The organism is Pyxidicoccus caerfyrddinensis (assembly GCF_010894405.1).
Classification (GTDB): domain Bacteria; phylum Myxococcota; class Myxococcia; order Myxococcales; family Myxococcaceae; genus Myxococcus; species Myxococcus caerfyrddinensis.
Genome location: NZ_JAAIYA010000031.1, coordinates 1 through 20,669 on the forward strand (window position 1 = coordinate 1; position 20,669 = coordinate 20,669).

A 20,669-nucleotide genomic window follows, 5' to 3' on the forward strand; every position below is an offset into this window, starting at 1 on the left:
GCTCGACGAAGGTGGTGCGCAGGGTTTCGTGGCGGCGCACCAGTTCGTTGAGGGCGGCGCGCAGGGCGGCGTCATCCAGCTGTCCGGAGAGGCGGACGGAGACGGAGACGTTGAGGGTGGCGCTGCCTGGAGCCAGACGCTCCTGGACCCACATGCGCTCCTGGGCGAAGGAAGCGGGGGCGCGCTGGAGTTGACGGTTCTTCTCGCGCAGCAGCTCGGCGAGCCGCGCGCGCTTCTGGTCAGGAGTCAGGGCCATGGATGAAGTGTTTCCTCGCGCCACGCGGCTCGACGGTCTCACCGCCGCCCCCTGAGGTGCCCCTCGGGACGTGGTCGACAACGTGCGCTGGCCGGGGAGAATCGCGCAATGTCACGAGATTAGGCCAGCCCAAGTGGGCAGGTTGGCGCGGCTTCACCCGGGGAGTGGTGACGCTTGACTGGTGGTCGTGCGGGCTCGACAGGACCCCGAGGCATCGGCGGCGGCCACATGTTTCGAGGCCCTGGTGGAGCGGGTGGTGCTGACCAGGGCTCCGGCGCTGCTCCAGTCCGCGCCGGAGTCCGTGCACGTGCCGTTCGCCGGGGGCGAGGACATGGCGGACCACGCTGGCGCTGCGCTGGGGCTGAGCCCGGTGGGCTCAGGTGTGACGGGGAAGGCCACCATGCGCCCGCCCCGTCCCGGCCCTGCGAGTCGTGTTCAGCAGCTCAGGATCATCTGGATGTAGTCGACGGAGGAGGCGTCCTGCATCTGGAACTGGAGCATGTCGCCCACGAGGTTCATGTTGAGCGGCATGCACATGGTGGCGACCTGGCCCGGGTTCCACGAGGCCTGGAGGTTGGGCACCACCGGCACGCTGGCGACCTGCGGGAAGGCATAGGTGCCGAAGTCGGTGTTGTAGACGGTGACGCGGTCGTTCTGCGGGACGCCCAGGAGCGCGCGGGCGCGGAAGCACAGCTGCAGCGTGCAGTTGGCCGCGAAGCAGCTGCGCAGGCCGTGGCGCAGCGTGGCCACCGTGTGCTTGCCGGTCGTGCCGTCATCCAGCGTCTTGAGCTGCGCGGTGGGGATGCCCTGCCCGTTGAGGTAGCTGACGAAGTCCGGCAGGGCCGTGGGCGCGTAGGGAAGCGGGTCCGGCCCGCCGGCGAAGTTGTCGATGGTGCCGAAGGTGACGGTGGTGACGCCGGGACACACGGCCTGGGCCTGCGTACCGGTGGACTCGTCCGGGGTCTCCAGCTCGTCCACGGGACCACAGGCGACCAGGGCGAACGGCAGCACGGCGAACAGTGAGCGAAGTGACATGAGTACCTCGGTTACAGCGGGTGGTGGAAGGAGCATGGGGGCTGCCTCCACCCCGCACAACGAAAACCCCGGTGAATCTTCCCGGGCCCTTTTTCGCGTCCGGGCCATGGCGCGACGCGGCGGATGCTCGCGAGGCCTTGATGCCGGGACGCCGCGGTGGGAATGCTAGCGGTCTCTCCCTTCCCCCGAGGTCTCCTCCGCATGTCCCGCTCCCGCCTGTCGCGTAGCCTCGCCGTGCTCTCCCTCGCATTGGCCGCGCCAGTGCTCGCGGGGGCCCAGGAGGCCGCTCCCCCCGCGCGTGAGCGCGAGGCCTCGCTGCTCGTCGGCGCGGTGCTGGGAGGGACGCCGATGCTGGAGGACCTGCGCTCACTGGTGGACGAGGTGGGCGGCCGTGCCACCGGCTCCGACTCCAACCGTCGCTCCGTGGAGTGGGCGCTGGAGCGCTTCAAGGCCGCGGGCGTGACGGCGCGCGCGGAGCCCTTCCGCATGCCGGCGCTGTGGCTGGAGCGCTCCGCCGCCGCCACGGTGCAGGGCCCGGGCGTGCGCTTCGCCCCGCGCGTGGCCGCGATGCCGTTCTCCTCCGCCACGACGAAGGGCGGCTTCAAGGCCCCGCTGCTGGACCTGGGGCGCGGCACCGAGGCGGACTTCAAGCGCACCGGCGAGAAGGTGCGCGGCGCGTTCCTCCTCGTCGAGACGGACGAACTGCGCGACGTGGACGGCCTGTTCCGCGAGTACAACGAGGCGACGGACATCGAGTCCCGCGCCTTCGCGGCGGGCGCGGCCGGCGTCGTCTACATGGGCAGCCGGCCCGGCAACCAGCTCTACCGCCACAACGTCTCCGTGGGCCCGAAGAACACCCGTCCCATGATGGTGATGGAGCGCGACGGCGCGAAGCGCGCGCTGCGCCTGCTGCGCTCGGGCACACCGCTCACGCTCACCGCCGCGCTGGATTTGCAGACGGGGGGCCCCTACGAGTCGCGGAACGTCATCGGCGAGATTCGCGGCACCACCCGGCCGGACGAGGTCGTCGTCGTGGGCGCGCACCTGGACAGCTGGGACCTGGGCGGCGGCGCGCTGGACAACGGCGCCAACGTGGCGATGCTCATCGACCTCGCGCGGCAGATGCAGCGGCTGGGCCTGAAGCCCGAGCGCACCATCCGCTTCGCCCTGTGGAACGGTGAGGAGCAGGGCATGCACGGCTCGGCGGGCTACGTGCGCACGCACGCCGCGGAGCTGGACGGGCACGCGATGACGCTGTCGGTGGACATCGGCTGCGGCCGCATCACCGGCTTCTTCACCAATGGCCGGCCGCCGCTGGTGCCGCTGATGGACAAGGCGCTGAAGCCCGTGGAGGGGCTGGGGCCCTTCGCGCAGGTGGACGTGCCTGTGGTGGGCACCGACAACTTCGACTTCATGCTGCACGGCGTGGCCAACCTCATCGCCAACCAGGAGGCGGCCACCTACGGGCCCAACTACCACGCGCGCTCGGACGAGTTCGAGCAGTGCGATGCCCGGACGCTGCGCACCAACGCGGCCGTGGTGGGCGCGCTCACGTGGGGCTTCGCCAACATGGAGGACAGGCTGCCCCGCCAGAGCCGCGCCGAGGTGGAGGCGCTCATCAAGAGCACCGACCTGGGCCAGCAGATGAAGTCCTTCAACGTCTGGGACGAGTGGGCCGCCGGCACCCGCGGCCGCGCCCCCGAGCGCCAGACGGCGCCCGCCCCCCGCTGACGCGTCGGCGCACGCCTCGCCGCTGGAGCACGTCTGGAGGGCATCCGAGCCAGCAGGCCCTGGCTGGGGTGGGCTGGAGGGGCATGCGCCGGCTGCTCGCTCATTCAAATTCTCTACGGCATGAAGACCCGACCGTTGAGGCAGTCGTGGGTCCTGCTGCTCGCACTCGCCACGCCCGCGTTGGCGGCCGAGGAGGGTGGACAGGAAGGTGTGGAAGGGCGCGTCGACGAGCTGTTCCTGGGAGATGAGGCGCCCCTCAACCAGCGGCATGAGCTGGAGGCGGGCAGCGGCCTCGACTGGGAGGAGGATGATGGCGAGGCCACCTTCGAGGTGCCGCTGCATGTCGAGTACGGACTGACCGACTGGCTCCAACTGCAGGGCGAGGCCGGTCTGTCACCGGACGGCGAGGCGTCCACGCTTCAGGAGGGAAGCGTGGGGATGAGCCTGGCCCTGGTGAATGACGGTGAGCGCGGGCTGGCGGTGTCCGCGGGCGCGCAGGTGCAGGCGCTGCGGGACTCGCCCGAGGAGTCGATGCGTCCGGCCGTGACGCCCTTCCTGCTTGCGTACAAGAACCTGGGCCCGGTGGGGCTCAACGCGAGCGCGGAGGTGGACCTGCTGCCGTCGAGCGGTGGCCGCGACGGCACGGTGCATCCGGACCTGAGCGTGGGTGTGGTGTTGGGGGACGGCGTGCTGCGGCCCACGGCCGAGGCGGCCTGGCGCAACGAGCAGGGGACGAATACCGGCATCCTCGCGCCGGGCCTCTACGTGCACCCCGCGAAGTCCGTGGAGGTGGGCGTCTCCGTGCCGTGGCGCTTGCAGAGCGGCGGTGAGAGCAGCCTCGGTGTCAGCGCCCTCCTCACCTGGAGCGGCGGCGGCTCGGAGTGAGTCCGGCGCGCCTGATGGAGGCCCGGCACGTTCAATCCCGGTCCGGCGCTCCCAGCGGGAAGAGCGGCCGGAACGACCTCGCCTCCTCCACTGCGCGGGCGAAGGACGGGCGCGCGAGCAACCGCGCGCGGTAGGCGCGCAGCACGGGAAAGGCCTCGGAAATCCGGTGCGTCCAGTCCGCGTAGAACAGCGAGGGCGCGGCCGCGCAGTCCGCCAGCGTGAAGTCCGCGCCAGCGACGGCCCACGTCCTGCCGGCGAGCTGCCCTTCGAGCCAGGCGTAGGCGAGCTCCAGCTTCTGCGTGGCAAAGGCCAGTCCCTCCTGGCGCTTCACCGGATCCCCCGTCAGCGCACCGCCCACCGCGTGCTGCACCACGTTCATGACGTGCAGGTCGAAGAAGCGGTCGAGAAAGCGCACGTCCAACGCGGCCATCGGGGCCGCGGGCAGCAGGCGCACGGGGCCGGGATGCACGAGCTGCAGGTACTCGATGATGATGCTGGTCTCGACGATGTTGCGCTCGCCGTCCACCAGCAGCGGGAACTTGCCCAGCGGCCAGCGCCGCAGCCACTCGGCCGAGTGCTGAGGCGTCTCCGGCCCGATGCTGCGGAACTCGAAGGGGATGCCATTCTCGTACAGCGCAATGAGGACTTTCTGCGTGTACGAGGAGAAGGGATGACCGTAGAGCGCGAGTGACATCGTGGGAGTCCTGGTTCACACCACTTGCGGATTGCAAGTGGTCTGAATCCTGCTCCTACCACTTGCGTCCTGCAAGTAGTAATCTCAGGACGATGGCCGTGTCACAGACAGGGCGCTCCGGCTGCCCGATCAACCTGACGCTCGAACAGCTCGGCGACCGCTGGAGCCTGATCGTCATCCGCGACGTCATGTTCGGAAACAGGCGCAGCTACGGCGAGCTGCTCGCGCAGAGCGAGGAAGGCATCGCCTCGAACATCCTCGCAGACCGGCTGAAGCGCCTGACCGCGTCCGGCCTGTTGTCGCGACGCCCCGATCCGAAACACCGGCAGAAAGGCATCTACAGCCTCACGGAAGCGTCCATCCAGCTCGTGCCACTCCTCGCGCACATGGGCGCCTGGGGCCGCCGGCATACGCGCCCGAGCAAGGAATTGTCCGTGCGCGCGGAGCTGCTGGAAAAGGGCGGCGCTCCGCTTTGGAACGCCTTCATGGACGAGCTGCGCCACCTGCATCTCGGCGCGTCGCGTCCGGCGCGCTCGGTGTTCGGCGAGCTGCAGGCCGCCTACGAGAAGGCACTGGCGCACCGCGCCCGCTGAAGGAAGCCTGTAGGTGCCCAAGCCCGGCGCGTCGAACCCTTCGCCGGGCTGAGGTCTGCCAACACGCACTAGCCGAGCTCCACCCGTCCATCCGCCCCCACCCGCAGCACCACCTGCGCGGGTGGGGCGCTCGCGTGCGCGGCGAGCCACTGCGCCAGGGGCGTCACCACGTGCTGCTCCACCGCGCGCTTCAGGGGCCGGGCGCCGTAGCGCGCGTCGAAGCCGGTGCGCGCGAGGTGCTCCACCACGTCCTCACCGAAGGACACCTTCACGCCACGGCGGGTGAGGCCCTCGCGCGTCAGGGCCGCTTCCAGCGTGCGCCGGGCCAGCGCGCGGATGACCTCCGGCGTGAGCGAGCGGTAGGGCACCACCTGGTCCAGCCGGTTCAGCAGCTCCGGCCGGAAGAAGGCGGTGGCGGCGCCCAGGTAGTGCTGCTCCATGTCGCGCACGCTGCCTCCGCCGAAGCCGACCGAGCGCCCCGCGTTGTCCGCCCCCAGGTTGCTGGTGAGCAGCACCACGGTGTTGCGGAAGCTGACGGTGCGGCCGGTGCCGTCCGTGAGGCGCCCCTCGCCCAACACCTGCAACAGCAGGTCATGGACGCCCGCGTCCGCCTTCTCCACCTCGTCCAGCAACACCACGCCGAAGGGCTGCTCGCGCACGCGCCTCGCGAGGCCGCCCTGTTGGCCGCCCACCTCGCCCACCAGCCGCGCGGCGCTGCCGGGCGCCGCGTACTCCGCCATGTCGAAGCGGGCCAGCCGGGCCGTGTCGCCGAAGAGGTACTCCGCCAGCGCGAGCGCCGACTCCGTCTTCCCCACGCCGGTGGGCCCCAATAGCAGGAAGGCGCCCAGCGGACGCGATGGGTCCGCCAGCCCCGTCTTCAGCGTGACGATGAGATTGCGTAGCAGCAGCGTGGCCTCGTCCTGGCCGACGATGCGCTCGCGGAAGCGCCGCAGCAGCGCCTCCGGGTCCAGGCGCACGGACGTGTCCACCAATTCGCGCGGGTAGCCGGTGCGCGTGCAGAAGGCCCGCGTCACTCCGGCCGCGTCCACCTCGCCGGTGGCGGAGGGCTGGGTGCTGGCCGAGCGCAGCAGGGACACCGCCCCACCGGGAGGCGGGCCGTCTCCGAAGCGCTCCGTCAGCTCGGCGGCGCGGTCCAGCGCGTCCAGGCTGAAGCGCACCTTGCGCGCGCGGGCCACCCGCTGCGAGGCCTGCTGGAGCGCGGAGCGCGCGGCCACGGAGGCCAGGGGCGCCACCGAGAAGTGCCGCAGCGCCTGCAGGAAGGCCCCGTGGGTCCGCTCCGCGCGGGCTACGTCCTCCGGGGTGGCCTCCAGCACCAGTGCCACCTCGCCGCCCTCCAGTGCCGGCAACAGGTGGCGCGCCACGTCCAGGCCCGTGTCGCCGCCGCCCAGCGAGAGCAGCTCCGACAGGCTGTCCAGGTGCAGCACCGCGCGGCGCACGCGGAGCGCCTCCACCATGCGCTGCACGCGCTCCTGCCACTGCCCCAGGTAGCGCATGCCCGCCATGATGCGGCCGCCCGACGTGCTGTACACCTCCAGGCCGTGCAGCGGATTGCCGGCCGCGGCGCCCTCCGCGCGCTGCACCAGCTCATGCACCAGCGCCGTCTTGCCCACCGACGGAGGCCCCACCAGCAGCACGCTGGCGCGGGTGCTCGCGGTGACGGCCTCGGCGAGCCGGGCCACCTCCGTGTCGCGCTCCCACGCCCGCTCCAGCAGGCCGGCGCGGGCCTCCTCGTTGAGGCAGCGGCTGGCCTCGGCGAGCCCCGGGGGAGGAGGCGGACGCTTCGGCTGCTTCGCGGCCTCCTCCGAGGCACGGGCCTTCGGCGTCTGCTTCACGCGCGCCGGCACCGACAGCGTCTCCACCGACTCTTCACCCAGGTACGCCAGCCCATGCAGCCGCTCCAGCGGCGCGAGGTACAGCTCGTGGCGGACCAGCTCCTCGACGTACGGCTCCAGGTCCGCCACGTCCTCCAGCGTGCCCTCCACGCCCACGCGAGGCACCCACACCCGCAGCGGCCCCTTCGTGTCGCCCTTGCGCACGGTCCGGGAGCCGCGGCGTCCGCCATGCGTCACCACCGTGAGACGCAAGGGCACGGGCAGCAGCCGCCCATGCTGCATGGCGCGCACGGTGAGGGCCATGCGGCGCTGGCGCAGGTCCGCCCAGTGCGTCACCTCGTCCCACAGCTCACCGCGACGCAGGAGGCGGCCCACCACCTCCGCCAGGTCGAGCCGCGCCGTGTTCAAGTCACTGGCGAACGAGGCCAGGTGCGGGTGTGTCAGCACATGGGCCGCCACGCCCAGTCCCGGGTAGCGGCGCACGAAGAGATGGAAGTCCTTGTCCATGTCAGCCCTCCTCCCGGGCCGTCCGCCGCAGCACGCGTCCCGCCCAGGCGAGCGCTTCGGACGGAGTACGCCGGCTCGCCAGGTGCAGCAGCCCGCTCTCACTTCCCTCCATCACCACGCGGCCCGCGCCCTGCTCCTGTGCCGTCCCCGCCCGCCGCGCCTCGCGCTCCTTCGCACGTACCGCGTCCCGCGAAGCCACCGCCGTCGACACTTCGTCCAGCAGCCCCGCATCGCCTTCCAGCAGCTCCACGCGCACGGGCGCCGGGCGCACCACGTCGCCACGGAGGGTCTCCACCAGCGTGTAGCCCTCCAGCGGCGCCAGCACCTCCGCGAGGCCGAAGGCCGCGAGGCTCACGGCAATGCGGCGCACCCGCACTCCCGCGGGCCGCTGCGAGCCGGGCTCCGCCCAACCGATGCGCCCATCCGGCTCCACACGCTCCTCGTGCACCGCCGTGCGGCCCAGGGACTGCGGCAGTGCGCGCACCACCGCCTCCAGCGCGGCCACCGGCGCATCGCCCAGTCCCTCGATGAGGACCGCCCGCGTGTCCGGCCCGCGCTCACGGCATGCGAGCTGGTGCGCCAGCCACTCCACCTCGTCCCGCAGGGCCACGACGCGAGGCCGGCAGCGGCGCAGCCGCTCCTCGGGAGACACCGGCTGGGGCACGGAGGAATAGGTCGGTCTGGGCCGGAGGCCACCGCGTCCGGGGTTGCGTGGCCAGTAGGGGTCGTAGTTGCGCTCGACTTCCTTCGGCACGGGCTGCTCCAGCTCCAGGAAGTCCCGCTCCGCCAGCTCGTTCTCGCGGATGTCCACCGCCTCCACCGCGAGGCGCTCCAGCCGCTCCACCAGTTCCACCGCTTCCGGGTGCACGTCCGCTTTCCGGGGCCGCGAGGCCTCGCGCGACGTGAGCGCGTCCAGCCGGGCCGCCGTCTCCTCCAGCACGCGGGACACCTCGCCCAGCGACCAGCCGGAAGGGTCCGGCTCCGGCGCCCAGGTGGGCTCGCGCACCATCAGCTCCACGGACAGGCCCATGTCATCGCCCCGGCGGAACAGCTCCACCCGGGCGAGGTCCTCGGCGCCGCGCCGCACCAGGTGGTGGGCCAGGGGCACCGTGAGGCGCCGCTCCAGCGCGCGCTTGAGGGGACGCGCGCCGTAGCGCGGGTCATAGGCCTGCTCCACGAGCAGGTCCAGCAGCGCGGGCTCCACCTCCACCAGCACGTTGCCGCGGCGGATGCCCCGACGCGACAGCAGCGACTCCAGCGCGTGCTCCACCACCACGCGCAGCGCGGCGGGCGTCAGCGGGCGGAAGGGCACCACCCGGTCCAACCGGTTGAAGAACTCCGGACGGAAGAAGGCGCGCACCGAGGAGAGGTAGTGCGCCTCCGCGCTCTCGGCGGTGCGCGCGAAGCCGGTGCGTGCGGCCGCCTCGCGCACGCCCAGGTTGGACGTCAGCACCACCACCGCCTGGCGCGCGTCCACCGTACGGCCGGCGCCGTCCGTCAGCCGTCCCTCACCGAGGAACTGGAGCAGGGCGTCGAAGATGCGCGGGTGGGCCTTCTCCACCTCGTCGAAGAGCACCACGCAGAAGGGCTGGGTGCGCAGCGCGGTGGTCAGCTCCCCGTCCGGCGCGCCTGGCATGCCGAGCAGCCGGGTGATGCTGGACGCGGACACGAACTCCGACATGTCGAAGCGCACCAGCCGCCCCTCGCTGCCGAAGAGGGTGCGCGCCAGGGCCTTGGCCGTCTCCGTCTTGCCCACGCCAGTGGGGCCCACGAAGAGGTAGGTGGCCAGCGGCTTGTCCGGCGGCTGCAATGAGCGCTGCAGCGTGAGGATGGCGTCCACCACCGCGGACACCGCCTCCGGCTGGCCCGCCACCTGCGCGGCCAGCTCTCGCTCCAGCGTCTCGCGCGTCTTCGGCGGCGCGCTGCCCAGCACGAAGTCCGGCAGGCCCGTCTGCTCGCGCATGGCGGAGGTGACGTCCTCCTGCGTGAAGCGGCGCACGCCTCCCTCGTCGGTGCCGGGCCGCGACACCACCCGGCGCAGCAGCCGGACAGCCTTGCCCGGGAATGCCTCGTGCGCGACGAAGCGCTGCTGCAGGTCGAGCAGCGTCTCCAGCGCCAGCGGCGACAGCCGCACCGCACCGGCGTGGCTCGCGGCCTCCAACTCCCGCAGCGTGCCGAGCAGGGCGGGCAGCGTGTTGCGCGCATCCAGCGCGGGCACGTGCACCACGCGGAAGAGCGATGCGAAGGTGGGGGCCTCCTCGCGTACGCGCTCGAAGCGCTCCGGCGTGGACTCGGCCAGCACCGTCAGCTCGCCGCGCGCCAGGTGCGGCTCGATGTACTGCGCCACGTTGGTGCGCTCGTTGCGCGTGCGCCCCGCGTAGACGAGCGAGGCCAGGTCGTCCACGTAGAGCAGGTCACCCACCTCCACCAGCTCCTGCACCACGCCGCGCGCGCGGGCCTCCCACTGTCCCACGTACATCATGCCGGCGATGAACTGGTTGCCGTCCACGCGCCACACATCGCGCCGGTTGCCGGCGGCGTCCTGCCGCGCGGTGAGGCGGCTGACCACCTCGTGCACCAGCGCCGTCTTGCCGGAGCCAGAAGGCCCCACCAGGACGATGGCCGCACCCTCGCGGCCTTCCAGCGCGTCCACCACCTCGCGCACCAGCGCCTCGCGGCCGAAGCAGCGCTCCAGCGCGCCGTCCCGCGCGCCATGGCTCAGGTTGCGCGCCACCGCGCGCAGCTCCACCAGGGACAGGCGGCGCCGGTTGCGGCGGGCCTCACGCTGCTCGGGCGTCTCCGGGGCTGGCTCGCCCTTCTTCTTCTCGGTGGCCTTGCGGCGGCGGGCCACGGTGGGGGGCTTGGGCGGCGTCCGGGGGAGGATGGTGGGCGCGTAGGCATCCACCTCCAGCAGCTCCAGCCGCTCGCGCCCGGAGGCCCAGGCCTCATCGAGATGGGTCAGGTCGCGCTCCAGGCACCACGCGGCCAGCCGGCGCGCGAGCGCCTGGGGCAGCGCATCCGGGGCGTTGATGGCGAAGCGCGCCTCGGGCAGCCGGGTGGGCGTCACCACCCAGAAGTCATCGCGCGGCCACTTCTCCAGCAGCACGGCCATGCGGCCCTTGAGGACGACGCGTGTGTTCTTCTCGCGGTCCCTCGCCTCCGTGTCCACCTTCACGTGGCGCAGCGCCAGGTGAGGGGGGAGCTGGTAGGCCGCGACATTGGCCGCGGGCTCCCTCTCGAAGCGCTCCATCACGGCGAGCGCCAGTTCGTCGCGCAGGCTGGAGAGGCTGGGGCCCACGCCGCTCAGCCGGGGCCAGAAGGCGGGCACCCACGCCTGCACCAGTCGTCCGCCGAGCGGCACCACCACCAGGGGCAGCTTGAGGTCCATGGTGTCAGTCCTCCTCCCGCGCGCCGAAGACGCGCCACTGCACCCACGCTTCCAGCAGCGCTTCCAGGTCCGGGCCCTCCGGCCCATAGCGCTGCTTCGCGCCGGTGCGCAGGTCCTCCAGCGAGCCGCCCACCATGTCGCTGGTGGAAGGACGCACCCGGCGCACCTCCTGCTTCGTCAGGGACTTCTCCAGGTCCGCCAGCGCGGGCATCGCGTGCAGGGACAGGGGCTGCGGCTCGAAGCGGGCACGCACCAGCGAGGCCTGGCTGCCCTCGACGAAGCGGTGCACGCCATGCTCACCCGCGAGCAGCAGCGGCAGCGTGCCGCCGGTGAGCTGCAGCGCATACGCGGCGGGTGGCGGCTTCAGCTCCTCCAGTGGCTTCTTCTTCTCCCAGCCCCAGAAGAGCGGGGTGTCCTTGCGTACGGGCTGCGGCTTCTCGCCTTCCTTCGGCTCGGCGGGCCTCAGCAGGGCGCGCTGGAAGGAGATGGACTGCGACGCCGCCCAGGCCTCGTACGCCTTCGCCAGCACGCACAGGTGTGGCCACGCGCCGCGTCCGGGGACGAGGTAGAGGGTGGCTCCACGCGAGGAGTGGAAGAGGCTGGCGTAGAGGCGCTCGCGCAGGGGCAGGAAGGTCCGCCGCAGCTGCGACACGTCGCGGGCCAGGGACTCCGCCTGTCCCACGGCGCGCGTGAGGTGCGCCTCGAAGAGGAGGTCCTCCACCGCCTCGGCCTGCTGCGCGCAGTCTCGGAAGGCCTTGTCCAGCTCGCGCGCCTCGGACGACTTGCGCGAGGACTCCTCGGCCAGGGCGCGCTCCTCCCAATAAGCCGGCTGCCGCGACGCCTTGTCGAAGACGGACAGCTCGCGGCGCAAGGCCAGCATGGGCTCGGAGCGGCTCCAGCGCTGCACTTCCGCGCGCAGGGTGGCCGACTCCTCCAGCACCTTCTCGATGGCCTGTCGTCCCAGGCCCTCGGCGTCGCCGCCCACGGCCTCCGCGCGCAGCGAAAGCCCCGCGTCACCGGCCTCCACATACAACTTCACCGCGCCGCCCCGGGGGTGCGCGGCGAGCCACGCCGCCACTGGCACCACCAGCTCCCGCTCCAGCGCGCGCTTGAGAGGCCGGGCACCGTAGCGCGGGTCGAAGCCGCGAGCCGCCAGCCAGTCCAGCGCGGAAGGGGAGACTTCCAGCCCCGCGTCGTGGAGGGACAATCCGGGGCGGCGGCACACGGCCTCCACCTCGCGCACCACCAGCCGGCGCAGCAGGTCCGCGGACAGCGGCGAGAAGACGACGACGTCATCCAGCCGGTTGAACAGCTCCGGGCGGAAGAAGCGCTGCACCTCGGCGAGGTAGTGCGCGCGCAGCGCGGCGGTGTCGGGCGCGCCGCCGGTGGAGTCGAAGCCCACGCGGGCCCGCCAGGTGTCCGCGCCCAGGTTGCTGGTGAGGACGAGCACCGCGTTGCGGAAGTCGGTGAAGCGGCCGGACGCGTCGGTGAGCCGGCCCTCGCCCAGCACGCCAAGCAGCGCGTCGTGCACGGCCGGGTGGGCCTTCTCCACCTCGTCCAGCAGCACCACGCAGAAGGGCTGGCGGCGCACCGCCGCGGACAGGTGCCCGGGCGTCTCGCCGTCGCCCAGGAGGCGCAGCAGCGCGTCCGGGCCGGCGTACTCGCCCATGTCCAGGCGGACCATGCGCTCCTTCGCGCCGAAGAGCAGCTCCGCCAGCGCCTTGGACAACTCCGTCTTGCCCACGCCGGTGGGGCCCACGAAGAGCAGCACGCCCAGCGGACGGCGCGTGTCGGCGAGGCCCGCCTTCAGCACGGACACCACGGACGCGGCGCGTTCGACCGCGGCCTCCTGCCCCAGCACGCGCGTGGAGAGGAAGGCGCGCACCTGGCCCGCCTCGAGAGGCACATCGTCGCGCAGGAGGGACTCGGGGATGCCGGACTCGGAGGCGAACTGGCGGATGGCGTCCAGGCGGGTGACGCGCGGCTGCGCGGCGTGCGAGCACGTGGCCAGCAGGCGGCGGAGGAAGGCCACCGCGTTGCCCACCTGCGCGCCGTAGGGCAGGAAGCGGCGGCAGAGGAAGCGCGCCTCGTCGAGCGCCTCGGGCAGCACCGCCAGCGGCTTCGGCCCCGCGTCGTCCTCGGCCACGCGCGCGAGGATGCGGGCCAGTGCGTCCGGCTCCGGCTCCTCCACGCGCACCACGGAGAAGAGGCGGGCGAAGCTGGTGTTGCGGCGCTCCACCTGGGCCCACGTCTCCGGCGTGGCCTCGGCCACCACGGACACCTCGCGGGTGGCGAGCAGCGGCAACAGGAGCTGGGCCACGTTCTGGTCGCTGTGGGCGCTCTTGCCCGCGTCCAGCAGGTCCACCGCATGGCCCAGGGAGAGGAGCGCATGGGACTCGGCGGCCTCGCGGAAGCAGCGCACCACCTGCTGCTGCCAGTCGCCCCACATGCCCTCGCCCGCGATGAGGCGGCTGCCGTCGAGGAAGAAAAAGGGCCGGGCCTTCTCGGACGCGGTGGCGGTGGGGGCGCGCAGCGCCTGGGCGAGCGCGTGCAGCACCGCCGTCTTCCCGACTCCGGAGGGGCCCACCAGCACGACGGACTCGGCGTCCTTCGCGGCGAGGCGCGCGCGGAGCAGCGTCACCAGGGCGTCCTGCTCGTACGCGGCGTCGAGCTGCCCGTCCTGCGCCAGCTTGTGCCAGGGCACCGCGATGCGGTCCAGCGTGGGCGTGGGCGGAGGCTTCTCCGGCTTCGCGCCCGAGTCGCGGCGGGCACGGCGGCGGCGCGGCTCCCACGTGTCCAGGTCCAGCGCGTTCTCGTCGTCGTCATCCAGGCCTGCGTCCGCCTTCTCGGAGGGCGCATCCGGAGGCCGAGGCGGCGGGCGGATGTCCAGGTGGAGCTGGCGCGGGGTGAGGGTGGAGAGTGGGCCAGGCGTGGCCTGCACCTCCAGCTCCACCAGCGACTCGGGTCCGTCCGGGCGCAGCGCGAGAAGACGCGCGTCGGAGAGCTCCTCCAGCTGCTTGCCCAGCCGCTCCGCCGCGTCACTGGGGAGTGACTTGCCCTGGAACCACAGGTGCGTGCCGAGGCGCGGGGCATGCAGTCCAGTGAAGGACTGGTGCGCGGGGGCGACGACGGCGGAGAAGGGCAGCGGCGAGACGGTGTCGTCCACCGTGCCCCAGACCTTGATGCCCGGGACTTCGAGCGTGTGGAGGACGCCGTCCGACGTGGCGATGAACTCGGGCACGCGGCGGGGGTGGACGCGGGTGAGCTGGTCATCCAGCGCGAGCGTCAGCTCCTCGGTGGCCTTCTCCAGCGTGTCCGCATGCACGGCGAGGGAGGGAAGGGCCAGCGGTGTGAGCGTGACCCGTCCGCTGGCATGTCGCTGCACCCAGCATTGAAAACGGAAGTTCATGGAGAAGGCTCACGCTAGCACGGCGCGGCACAGCGACGGCGCGGGCCCGGGGGAGCTGACGGGCTCTCGCGGAGCCCGCGCTCCATGCGCGTGTCCTCGTCGGGCGGGAGGGGCGGGCGCCCAGGCCCGGCCTCTCCCTGGTGACCTTCAGCGCGTCGTCAGGGCGCGAACTTCCAGGGCACCGTGACCGCGGGCTGGAAGCAGTGCACGTTGGCGATGCTACCAGCCCCCAACTCCTGCACCACGCCCGCGCCATAGCCGCGCCCCTGGCACCACCGGCTCACCTCCAGCTTGGAGTCCGCGGAGGTGAAGTTGCCCGCGTTGGACGCGGGCCCGAGCTGGTCCTTGGGCACGTCCTGGATGAGGCCCGCGTTGAAGCAGGCCACCCACGGCCGCGTGGTCGTCTCGAAAATCTGTCCCGTCGTCCAACCCAGGCCATTGCACCAGCGGTGCACGGCAGCGGAGCAGTCGAAGCTCTGCGCCACGCGCTCGTCTGTGCAGCCCGCGTGACGGCGCGCCAGCTCCTCGAAGGTGACGGCGAGGCTCTGGTGCTGGATGGGCGCGCACGCCACGCTCACATCCGTGGTCGTGGCACCGGCCGGCACGCCCAGGAGGGAGATGGGCGGACGGTTGCCGATGAGCTGCTGAATCGTCTCGTACACGTTGGTGCTGGTGGCCAGCGCATCATTCGCCCCGCGCTGCGCGCAGACGCGGTGCATGGCCGACGCGCACGCCTGTGTCCCCAGCGCCGAATACGCATTGCAGCTCGGCTGCTGCTGATTCATGCCGAACTGGCCGCCGGTGGGCGACACCTGGATGGCGTCGTCCTTACAGTCAGAGCCGTACGTCGTCAGACACACGCTGCGGTTGGAGCGCGCGTGCGTGAAGAAGCGGACCTCGTCGATGGCGCCTCGGAACGAGCCCTCGCCGTTGGTGGGGCAGGCCTGCGTGTTCATCACGTTGCCCGCACCGATAGCCAGCGAGCCCGTACCCAGCCGGAACGAGCCGGTGACGACGGGCAGCGCGCGCCCCGTGGATACGCCGTTGAGGTACTCGTTGAACTGCCCGGTGACGCCGTCCCACGTATAGGCGAGCTGGCTCCACACGCCCACAGGAAGCGCGGGGCTCCGGCCCAGCCGCACGCGCTGGCCGTTGAGCTGGAAGGACATCTGCACCGTGTTGTCCACCTCGTAGATGAGGTCCAGCCCACCCGACTTCGCCAGGAGGTAGCGATAGGGATTGCCCGTGCAGCCCTGGTTGATGGCCGCATCCGGACGGATGGCGAGCTGCACGGTGAAGCCGCGCACGTAGGCGCCCACGCCGGGCACCGTGCCATTCGGGTCCGTGAGGTTCACCGTGACGGCGCCGCCGCCCGGAAGGACGAGCGCCTTGCCCTTGCCCTGCGGCTCCCACACCGAGCCCGACGCCGGCTGCGTCACCGCGTTGCTCGGAGAAATCTGCGCCGTGCCCGTCAGCGTGCCCGTGTTGAAGCGGCCGGACAGGTCCGGCGTGCGCGCCAGGTCATACGCTCCCGCCCGCGTGACGAGCTCGTTCATGGGCAGGTAGAGCAGGTGGTAGGGGTCGCTCAGGTCTCCGAGGTCCACCTCGTTGTAGTCCGCCGTGTTGCTGCCGAAGAGCGCGAGCACGTCGTGCGTCTTGGTGACGGGCAGGTAGCGCGTCTCGTTGCTGGAGCCCGGCGGGAAGTTCTGCGCGGGGCTGCGCTCCTGCTCGAAGTTCCACATCGGACCCGAGTAGAAGAGGTGCGCGATGTCGAGCCGGTCCGTATTGAGGCTTCCGTCGATGTGGTACGCCGTCCAGCCCGTGTCCGCGCCAATCAGGCTCATCGCCTCGCGGCGCGCGCCGTCGGTGTAGACCACGGCGGCATAGAGGACGTTGCGTCCCTCGTGGTCCACCCAGGCATAGGCGCCGCGAACGTAGGCCCCCGCGCCGTAGGCCTCGCCGGTGGCGGCCTTCAGCGGCTGCCACGCGAGCGGGTAGCGCTTTACGCCCGCGTTGGTGTCGCTGTACATCGCCGACAGCGGGCGCGGGTTGCTCCAGCCGGACGCAGCGCACGGCGTGGCGTTGTACGTGTACATCAGGTGGTCGATGGCGCCGTCGTTGTTCGGTCCGCCCTGGTAGATGAGCAGGCGGCCGTCGGAGGTCATCGTCGGCTCGATGCCGCGAATCCTCGCGCCGGTGGTCGTCGTCAGCTCCTCCAGGTTGCCGGTGGTGAACGACGAGATGTCCGCCTGCGCCGTGAACGGCAGCGACACGCGCAGGTCCACGGGCCGGCGGCGGAACACGTTGTCGCCGTTGAACATCCGCGAGTCGAAGACGTACGGCTGATACACCGCGAGCCCGCCGGACAGCGTGTACGGCTGGGCCGGGTTGGTGAAGCAGAACGCCAGCGCATTCTCTCCGTTCGTCACGTTGACGGTGCGCCCGGCGGAGAAGGCACTGTCGAAGCCGGGGCGGCCCTGCGCGTCGTACGTCACGGCCTCGGGACGGAACACGCGTGCCAGCCAGGTGGTCGTCGTCGTCGCGTGGTCCTCGCGGATGTTGCCCACGAAGATGCGCCCATCAATCGTGGAGGAATGGCCGTTGGCGCCGAAGGGCGTGCGGATGCGCGTGTTCACCAGCGAGGGACGTCCGGCTGCGGTGGCCTCCAGAGACGCGAGGGACAGTGCGAGCAGCGCCGCGGAGAGCAGCGCGCGCGGTGACGGGGCACGTCGGGCCATGATGGCTCCTTTCGGGGAATGCCATGTATACTTGAATTGACCGGTTAGGGCCGAGCACCTCCGTTGACAACGCAGCGAGCGGCAGGCATCGTGCCGTTCGCTCATGACCCTCGCGCCCGTCACCGCTTGTTGCTGCTGTGAAGCACCTGCGGTGGGCGCCTGTTCGCCAGTGGCCTGAAGAGCCCTGGTAGAGCCGGTCCGGAAAAGCCCACTGCCCGCGAGGGAGTGGGCTTTTGAGTTTCAGGACCCGGACCTGGCCCATCCCATCGCGTCCTCTCGATTCACAACCGAGGTCACGTATGGAAGGTGCAGCAGGTCGTTCCCTCATCCTTGGCATGGGGCTGTTGCTGGCCCCGCTCGCGGGCGCCCAGACAGCCGCGCCTGAAGCCACGCCCGTTCAGCCCGCTTCCTCCGCCGCGCCCGCGGAGCCCGCGCCTCCCGCGCCGGCTGCCCAGCCCGCGGCGCCTGCCCAGCCCGCTCAGCCCGAGGTCATCATCAAGGCCTCGTCGGAGGGCTTCTCCTTCTCGTCACCGGACAAGTCGTTCCTCATCAAGCTGCGCGGCTACATCCATGCGGACACTCGCATGTTCGCGAGCGACGCGGACCGTCCCGGCTCGAGCACCTTCCTGGTTCGCCGGGCCCGACCCCTCGTGGAGGGGACGCTCTACGGCGTCTTCGACTTCCGCCTCCTGACGGACTTCGCGGCGGGAGCTCCCGCGCTGTGGGATGCCTACCTGGAGTTCCGGCCGCGCAAGGAATTGCGGCTGCGCGCGGGCAAGTTCAAGCCGGCGGTGGGCCTGGAGCGGCTCCAGTCCGCGACGAACACCATCTTCCTCGAGCGTGCGCTGCCCACGGACCTGGTGCCCAACCGGGACATCGGGCTCCAGGTCCACGGTGAGCTGGCGGGTGGGGCGCTGACGTACGCGCTGGGGGCCTTCAACGGCACGGCCGACGGCGCCAGCACCGACACCAACCTCGACGACAGCTTCGATCTCGCGGCGCGCGTGTTCGCCCAGCCCTTCAAGGCCGGTGGCCCGAGTCCTCTGTCGGGCCTGGGCCTGGGCGTCGCCGCGACGAATGGCCAGGAGTTCGGCTCGGCCACCTCCACGGGCCTGACGGTGCTGCGCACCACGGGCCAGCAGACCTTCTTCAGCTACCGGACGGGCGCCACCGCGGCGGAGACCGTCATCGCCAGTGGCAACCACTTCCGCTTCACGCCCCAGGGCTACTTCTACGCGGGGCCGCTCGGGGTGCTCGCCGAGTACGTCAGCTCCGCGCAGGAGGTGAGCCGGGGCCCGGAGCACGCCCGCCTCCGTCACACGGCGTGGCAGGCCACCGCGTCCTTCGTCCTCTTCGGCGGTGACGCGTCCTACGAGGGCGTGCGCCCGCGCAACCCCTTCAAGTCGTCCGGAGAAGGGTGGGGCGCGGTGGAGCTCGCGGGCCGCTACTCCGAGCTGCACGTGGACCCGGACGCCTTCCCCATCTACGCCGACCCGGTCCGCTCCGCCCACGACGCCGCGGACTGGGGCGTGGGTGCGAACTGGTATCTCAACTCCAACGTGCGCGTCGCCGCCAACTTCGACCACACCACCTTCGAGGGCGGCGCCGCCGAGGGCGACCGCACCGCCGAGTCCATCTTCATCTCCCGCTTCCAGGTCAGCTGGTGAAAGGCTCCCGCTCCATGCGCACCCAGATTTTGCTTCCCCTGTTCCTCGCGCTCTCCCTGGCGGGTTGCTCCAAGTCGAGCAGTGACGCGTCCGCGCCCTCGAAGGGCACCGAGGACGTCACCCTGCTCAACGTCTCGTATGACCCGACGCGCGAGCTGTACGCGGACTTCAACGCCGCGTTCGCGAAGCAGTGGGAGGCGAAGCACGGGCAGAAGGTCACCATCAAGCAGTCCCACGGCGGCTCCGGCAAGCAGGCGCGGGCCGTCATCGACGGGCTGGATGCGGACGTCGTCACGCTGGCGCTCGCGTACGACGTGGACATGCTCCACGACAAGGCCCAGCTCATCCCCCAGAACTGGCAGACGCGACTGCTGGACAACAGCGCTCCGTACACATCCACCATCGTCTTCGTGGTCCGCAAGGGCAACCCCAAGGGCATCAAGGACTGGGAGGACCTCGTGAAGGAGGGCGTCTCCGTCATCACCCCCAACCCGAAGACGTCCGGCGGCGCGCGGTGGAACTACCTGGCGGCGTGGGGCTACGCGCTGCGCAAGCAGGGTGGCAGCGAGGCCACCGCGCAGGCCTTCATCGAGAAGCTGTTCCGCAACGTCCCCGTGCTGGACTCGGGCGCGCGCGGCTCCACCACCACCTTCGCCGAGCGTGGTCTGGGTGACGTGCTCATCGCCTGGGAGAACGAGGCCTTCCTGCTCACGAAGGAAGTGGGCAAGGACAAATTCGAAATCGTCGTCCCGTCGGTGAGCATCCTCGCGGAGCCGCCCGTCACCGTGGTGGACAAGAACGTGGACAAGCGCGGCACCCGCGCCGTTGCCGAGGCGTATCTCCAGTACCTCTACTCGGACGAGGGCCAGGAGCTGGCCGCGAAGCACTACTACCGGCCCCGCTCGCAGGCCGTGGCCGCGAAGCACGCCGCGCTCTTCCCGAAGGTGAGCCTCTTCACCATCGCCGACGTCTTCGGCGGCTGGAAGAAGGCGCAGGCCGCGCACTTCGACGACGGCGGCGTGTTCGACCGCATCTACGTCCCCCAGGCCCGCTGAGAGGGCGCCCGCACCATGGCCGTGTCCTCCCGACGCCGCGTCCTCCCAGGCTTCAGGCTGTCTCTGGGCTTCAGCTGGTTCTATCTGGGGCTCCTCGTCCTGCTGCCGCTGTCCGGCCTGTTCCTGCGGACCTTCACGCTCACCTGGGCGCAGTTCTGGGAGACGGTGACGTCCGCGCGGGCGCTCGCGGCGTACCAGCTCACCTTCGGGGCGTCGCTCGCCGCGGCCCTGGCCAACGTCGTCTTCGGACTGCTGGTGGCCTGGGTGCTGGTGCGCTACCGCTTCCCGGGGAGGGATTTGGTGGAGGCGCTGGTGGACCTGCCCTTCGCGCTGCCCACCGCGGTGGCGGGGCTGACGCTGACGACGTTGTTCTCCGCCAACGGCTGGTATGGCCGACACCTGGAGGCGCTGGGCCTCAAGGTGGCGTACACGTCGCTCGGCGTCGCGGTGGCGCTCACCTTCATCGGGCTGCCCTTCGTCGTGCGCACGGTGCAGCCGGTGCTGGAGGACATCGACGTGGACGTGGAGGAGGCCGCGGCGACGCTGGGCGCGACGCCGTGGCAGACCTTCGCGCGCGTCCTCTTCCCGGGCATCCTTCCCGCGCTGCTCAGCGGCTTCACGCTCGCGTTCGCCCGGGCGCTGGGCGAGTACGGCTCGGTCGTCTTCATCTCCGGCAACATGCCGCTGCGGACTGAAATCGTCCCGCTGCTCATCATCACCAAGCTGGAGCAGTACGACTACGCGGGCGCGACGGCCATCGCCGTCGTCATGCTGACGGCGTCGTTCCTGTTGCTGCTGGCCGTCAACCTGCTCCACCGCTGGAGCCACCGCCGGCTGGAAGCCCGGTCCGGACACTGA

Annotated in this window: 14 protein-coding genes; 7 read left to right on the forward strand and 7 right to left on the reverse strand. The window is 71.5% G+C overall.

What is annotated here, in order from left to right:
- Positions 1–256, reverse strand: a 256-nt coding sequence (locus tag G4D86_RS44755; RefSeq protein ID WP_164001216.1) for a condensation domain-containing protein, incomplete at its 3' end; no start/stop codon positions are given.
- Positions 257–443: 187 nt separating this feature from the next.
- Between G4D86_RS44755 and G4D86_RS44760 the strand changes: the two genes are divergently transcribed.
- Entirely contained in the window at positions 444–719 is a 276-nt protein-coding gene (locus G4D86_RS44760; RefSeq protein WP_164001218.1) for a hypothetical protein, read from the forward strand.
- On the opposite strand, the gene G4D86_RS44765 is transcribed toward G4D86_RS44760, so the two are convergent.
- A complete protein-coding gene (locus tag G4D86_RS44765) occupies positions 692–1,291 on the reverse strand; it encodes a hypothetical protein (RefSeq protein ID WP_164001220.1) in 600 nt (199 codons plus the stop codon). The two genes, G4D86_RS44760 and G4D86_RS44765, sit on opposite strands and share 28 nt — an antisense overlap.
- 201 nt (positions 1,292–1,492) lie before the next feature.
- Here G4D86_RS44765 and G4D86_RS44770 point away from each other — a divergent pair, with 201 nt between their 5' ends.
- Together G4D86_RS44770 and G4D86_RS44775 are read left to right on the forward strand one after the other, a co-directional pair.
- The gene (locus tag G4D86_RS44770) at positions 1,493–3,022 is read left to right on the forward strand and encodes a M28 family metallopeptidase (RefSeq protein ID WP_164001222.1); all 1,530 of its coding nucleotides are present in this window, start codon (positions 1,493–1,495) and stop codon (positions 3,020–3,022) included.
- A gap of 120 nt (positions 3,023–3,142) precedes the next feature.
- Entirely contained in the window at positions 3,143–3,907 is a 765-nt protein-coding gene (locus tag G4D86_RS44775) for a hypothetical protein (protein ID WP_164001225.1), read from the forward strand.
- Between the two features lie 31 nt (positions 3,908–3,938).
- On the opposite strand, the gene G4D86_RS44780 is transcribed toward G4D86_RS44775, so the two are convergent.
- On the reverse strand, positions 3,939–4,601 hold the full coding sequence (locus G4D86_RS44780; protein ID WP_164001227.1) for a glutathione S-transferase family protein: 663 nt from the start codon (positions 4,599–4,601) through the stop codon (positions 3,939–3,941).
- Positions 4,602–4,693: 92 nt separating this feature from the next.
- On the opposite strand from G4D86_RS44780, the gene G4D86_RS44785 reads away from it, so the two are divergent.
- Positions 4,694–5,194 (forward strand): winged helix-turn-helix transcriptional regulator, encoded by a 501-nt coding sequence (locus G4D86_RS44785; RefSeq protein WP_164001230.1) that lies wholly within the window; start codon positions 4,694–4,696, stop codon positions 5,192–5,194.
- 68 nt (positions 5,195–5,262) lie between these two features.
- On the opposite strand, the gene G4D86_RS44790 is transcribed toward G4D86_RS44785, so the two are convergent.
- The 4 genes from G4D86_RS44790 to G4D86_RS44805 all read right to left on the reverse strand — a co-directional run bounded on the left by G4D86_RS44790 (position 5,263) and on the right by G4D86_RS44805 (position 17,089).
- Complete coding sequence (locus G4D86_RS44790; RefSeq protein WP_164001232.1) at positions 5,263–7,554, reverse strand: AAA family ATPase; 2,292 nt, start codon at positions 7,552–7,554, stop codon at positions 5,263–5,265.
- Between the two features lies 1 nt (position 7,555).
- Positions 7,556–10,942, reverse strand: coding sequence for an AAA family ATPase (locus tag G4D86_RS44795; RefSeq protein WP_164001234.1), 3,387 nt, complete (start codon positions 10,940–10,942; stop codon positions 7,556–7,558).
- Between the two features lie 4 nt (positions 10,943–10,946).
- A complete protein-coding gene (locus G4D86_RS44800) occupies positions 10,947–14,351 on the reverse strand; it encodes an AAA family ATPase (RefSeq protein WP_164001236.1) in 3,405 nt (1,134 codons plus the stop codon).
- A gap of 158 nt (positions 14,352–14,509) precedes the next feature.
- Positions 14,510–17,089: a LamG domain-containing protein gene (locus G4D86_RS44805; RefSeq protein WP_164001238.1), complete on the reverse strand. Its 2,580-nt coding sequence runs from the start codon at positions 17,087–17,089 to the stop codon at positions 14,510–14,512.
- A 299-nt stretch (positions 17,090–17,388) separates the two neighbouring features.
- Here G4D86_RS44805 and G4D86_RS44810 point away from each other — a divergent pair, with 299 nt between their 5' ends.
- From G4D86_RS44810 to cysT, 3 genes are read left to right on the forward strand one after another with little or no spacing between them, the layout of a single operon-like run.
- Positions 17,389–18,756: an OprO/OprP family phosphate-selective porin gene (locus G4D86_RS44810; protein ID WP_164001240.1), complete on the forward strand. Its 1,368-nt coding sequence runs from the start codon at positions 17,389–17,391 to the stop codon at positions 18,754–18,756.
- 14 nt (positions 18,757–18,770) lie between these two features.
- Positions 18,771–19,811, forward strand: a complete 1,041-nt coding sequence (locus tag G4D86_RS44815; RefSeq protein ID WP_164001242.1) for a sulfate ABC transporter substrate-binding protein — start codon at positions 18,771–18,773, stop codon at positions 19,809–19,811.
- 15 nt (positions 19,812–19,826) lie between these two features.
- Positions 19,827–20,669: a sulfate ABC transporter permease subunit CysT gene (gene cysT, locus G4D86_RS44820; protein WP_164001244.1), complete on the forward strand. Its 843-nt coding sequence runs from the start codon at positions 19,827–19,829 to the stop codon at positions 20,667–20,669.

Excerpts from the sequence above, each read along its gene's own strand:
- G4D86_RS44765 (WP_164001220.1), bottom strand. The coding sequence starts at position 1,291 with ATGTCACTTCGCTCACTGTTCGCCGTGCTGCCGTTCGCCCTGGTCGCC.
- G4D86_RS44770 (WP_164001222.1), top strand. The coding sequence starts at position 1,493 with ATGTCCCGCTCCCGCCTGTCGCGTAGCCTCGCCGTGCTCTCCCTCGCA.
- G4D86_RS44775 (WP_164001225.1), top strand. The coding sequence starts at position 3,143 with ATGAAGACCCGACCGTTGAGGCAGTCGTGGGTCCTGCTGCTCGCACTC.
- G4D86_RS44780 (WP_164001227.1), bottom strand. The coding sequence starts at position 4,601 with ATGTCACTCGCGCTCTACGGTCATCCCTTCTCCTCGTACACGCAGAAA.
- G4D86_RS44785 (WP_164001230.1), top strand. The coding sequence starts at position 4,694 with ATGGCCGTGTCACAGACAGGGCGCTCCGGCTGCCCGATCAACCTGACG.
- G4D86_RS44790 (WP_164001232.1), bottom strand. The coding sequence starts at position 7,554 with ATGGACAAGGACTTCCATCTCTTCGTGCGCCGCTACCCGGGACTGGGC.
- G4D86_RS44795 (WP_164001234.1), bottom strand. The coding sequence starts at position 10,942 with ATGGACCTCAAGCTGCCCCTGGTGGTGGTGCCGCTCGGCGGACGACTG.
- G4D86_RS44800 (WP_164001236.1), bottom strand. The coding sequence starts at position 14,351 with ATGAACTTCCGTTTTCAATGCTGGGTGCAGCGACATGCCAGCGGACGG.
- G4D86_RS44805 (WP_164001238.1), bottom strand. The coding sequence starts at position 17,089 with ATGGCCCGACGTGCCCCGTCACCGCGCGCGCTGCTCTCCGCGGCGCTG.
- G4D86_RS44810 (WP_164001240.1), top strand. The coding sequence starts at position 17,389 with ATGGAAGGTGCAGCAGGTCGTTCCCTCATCCTTGGCATGGGGCTGTTG.
- G4D86_RS44815 (WP_164001242.1), top strand. The coding sequence starts at position 18,771 with ATGCGCACCCAGATTTTGCTTCCCCTGTTCCTCGCGCTCTCCCTGGCG.
- cysT (WP_164001244.1), top strand. The coding sequence starts at position 19,827 with ATGGCCGTGTCCTCCCGACGCCGCGTCCTCCCAGGCTTCAGGCTGTCT.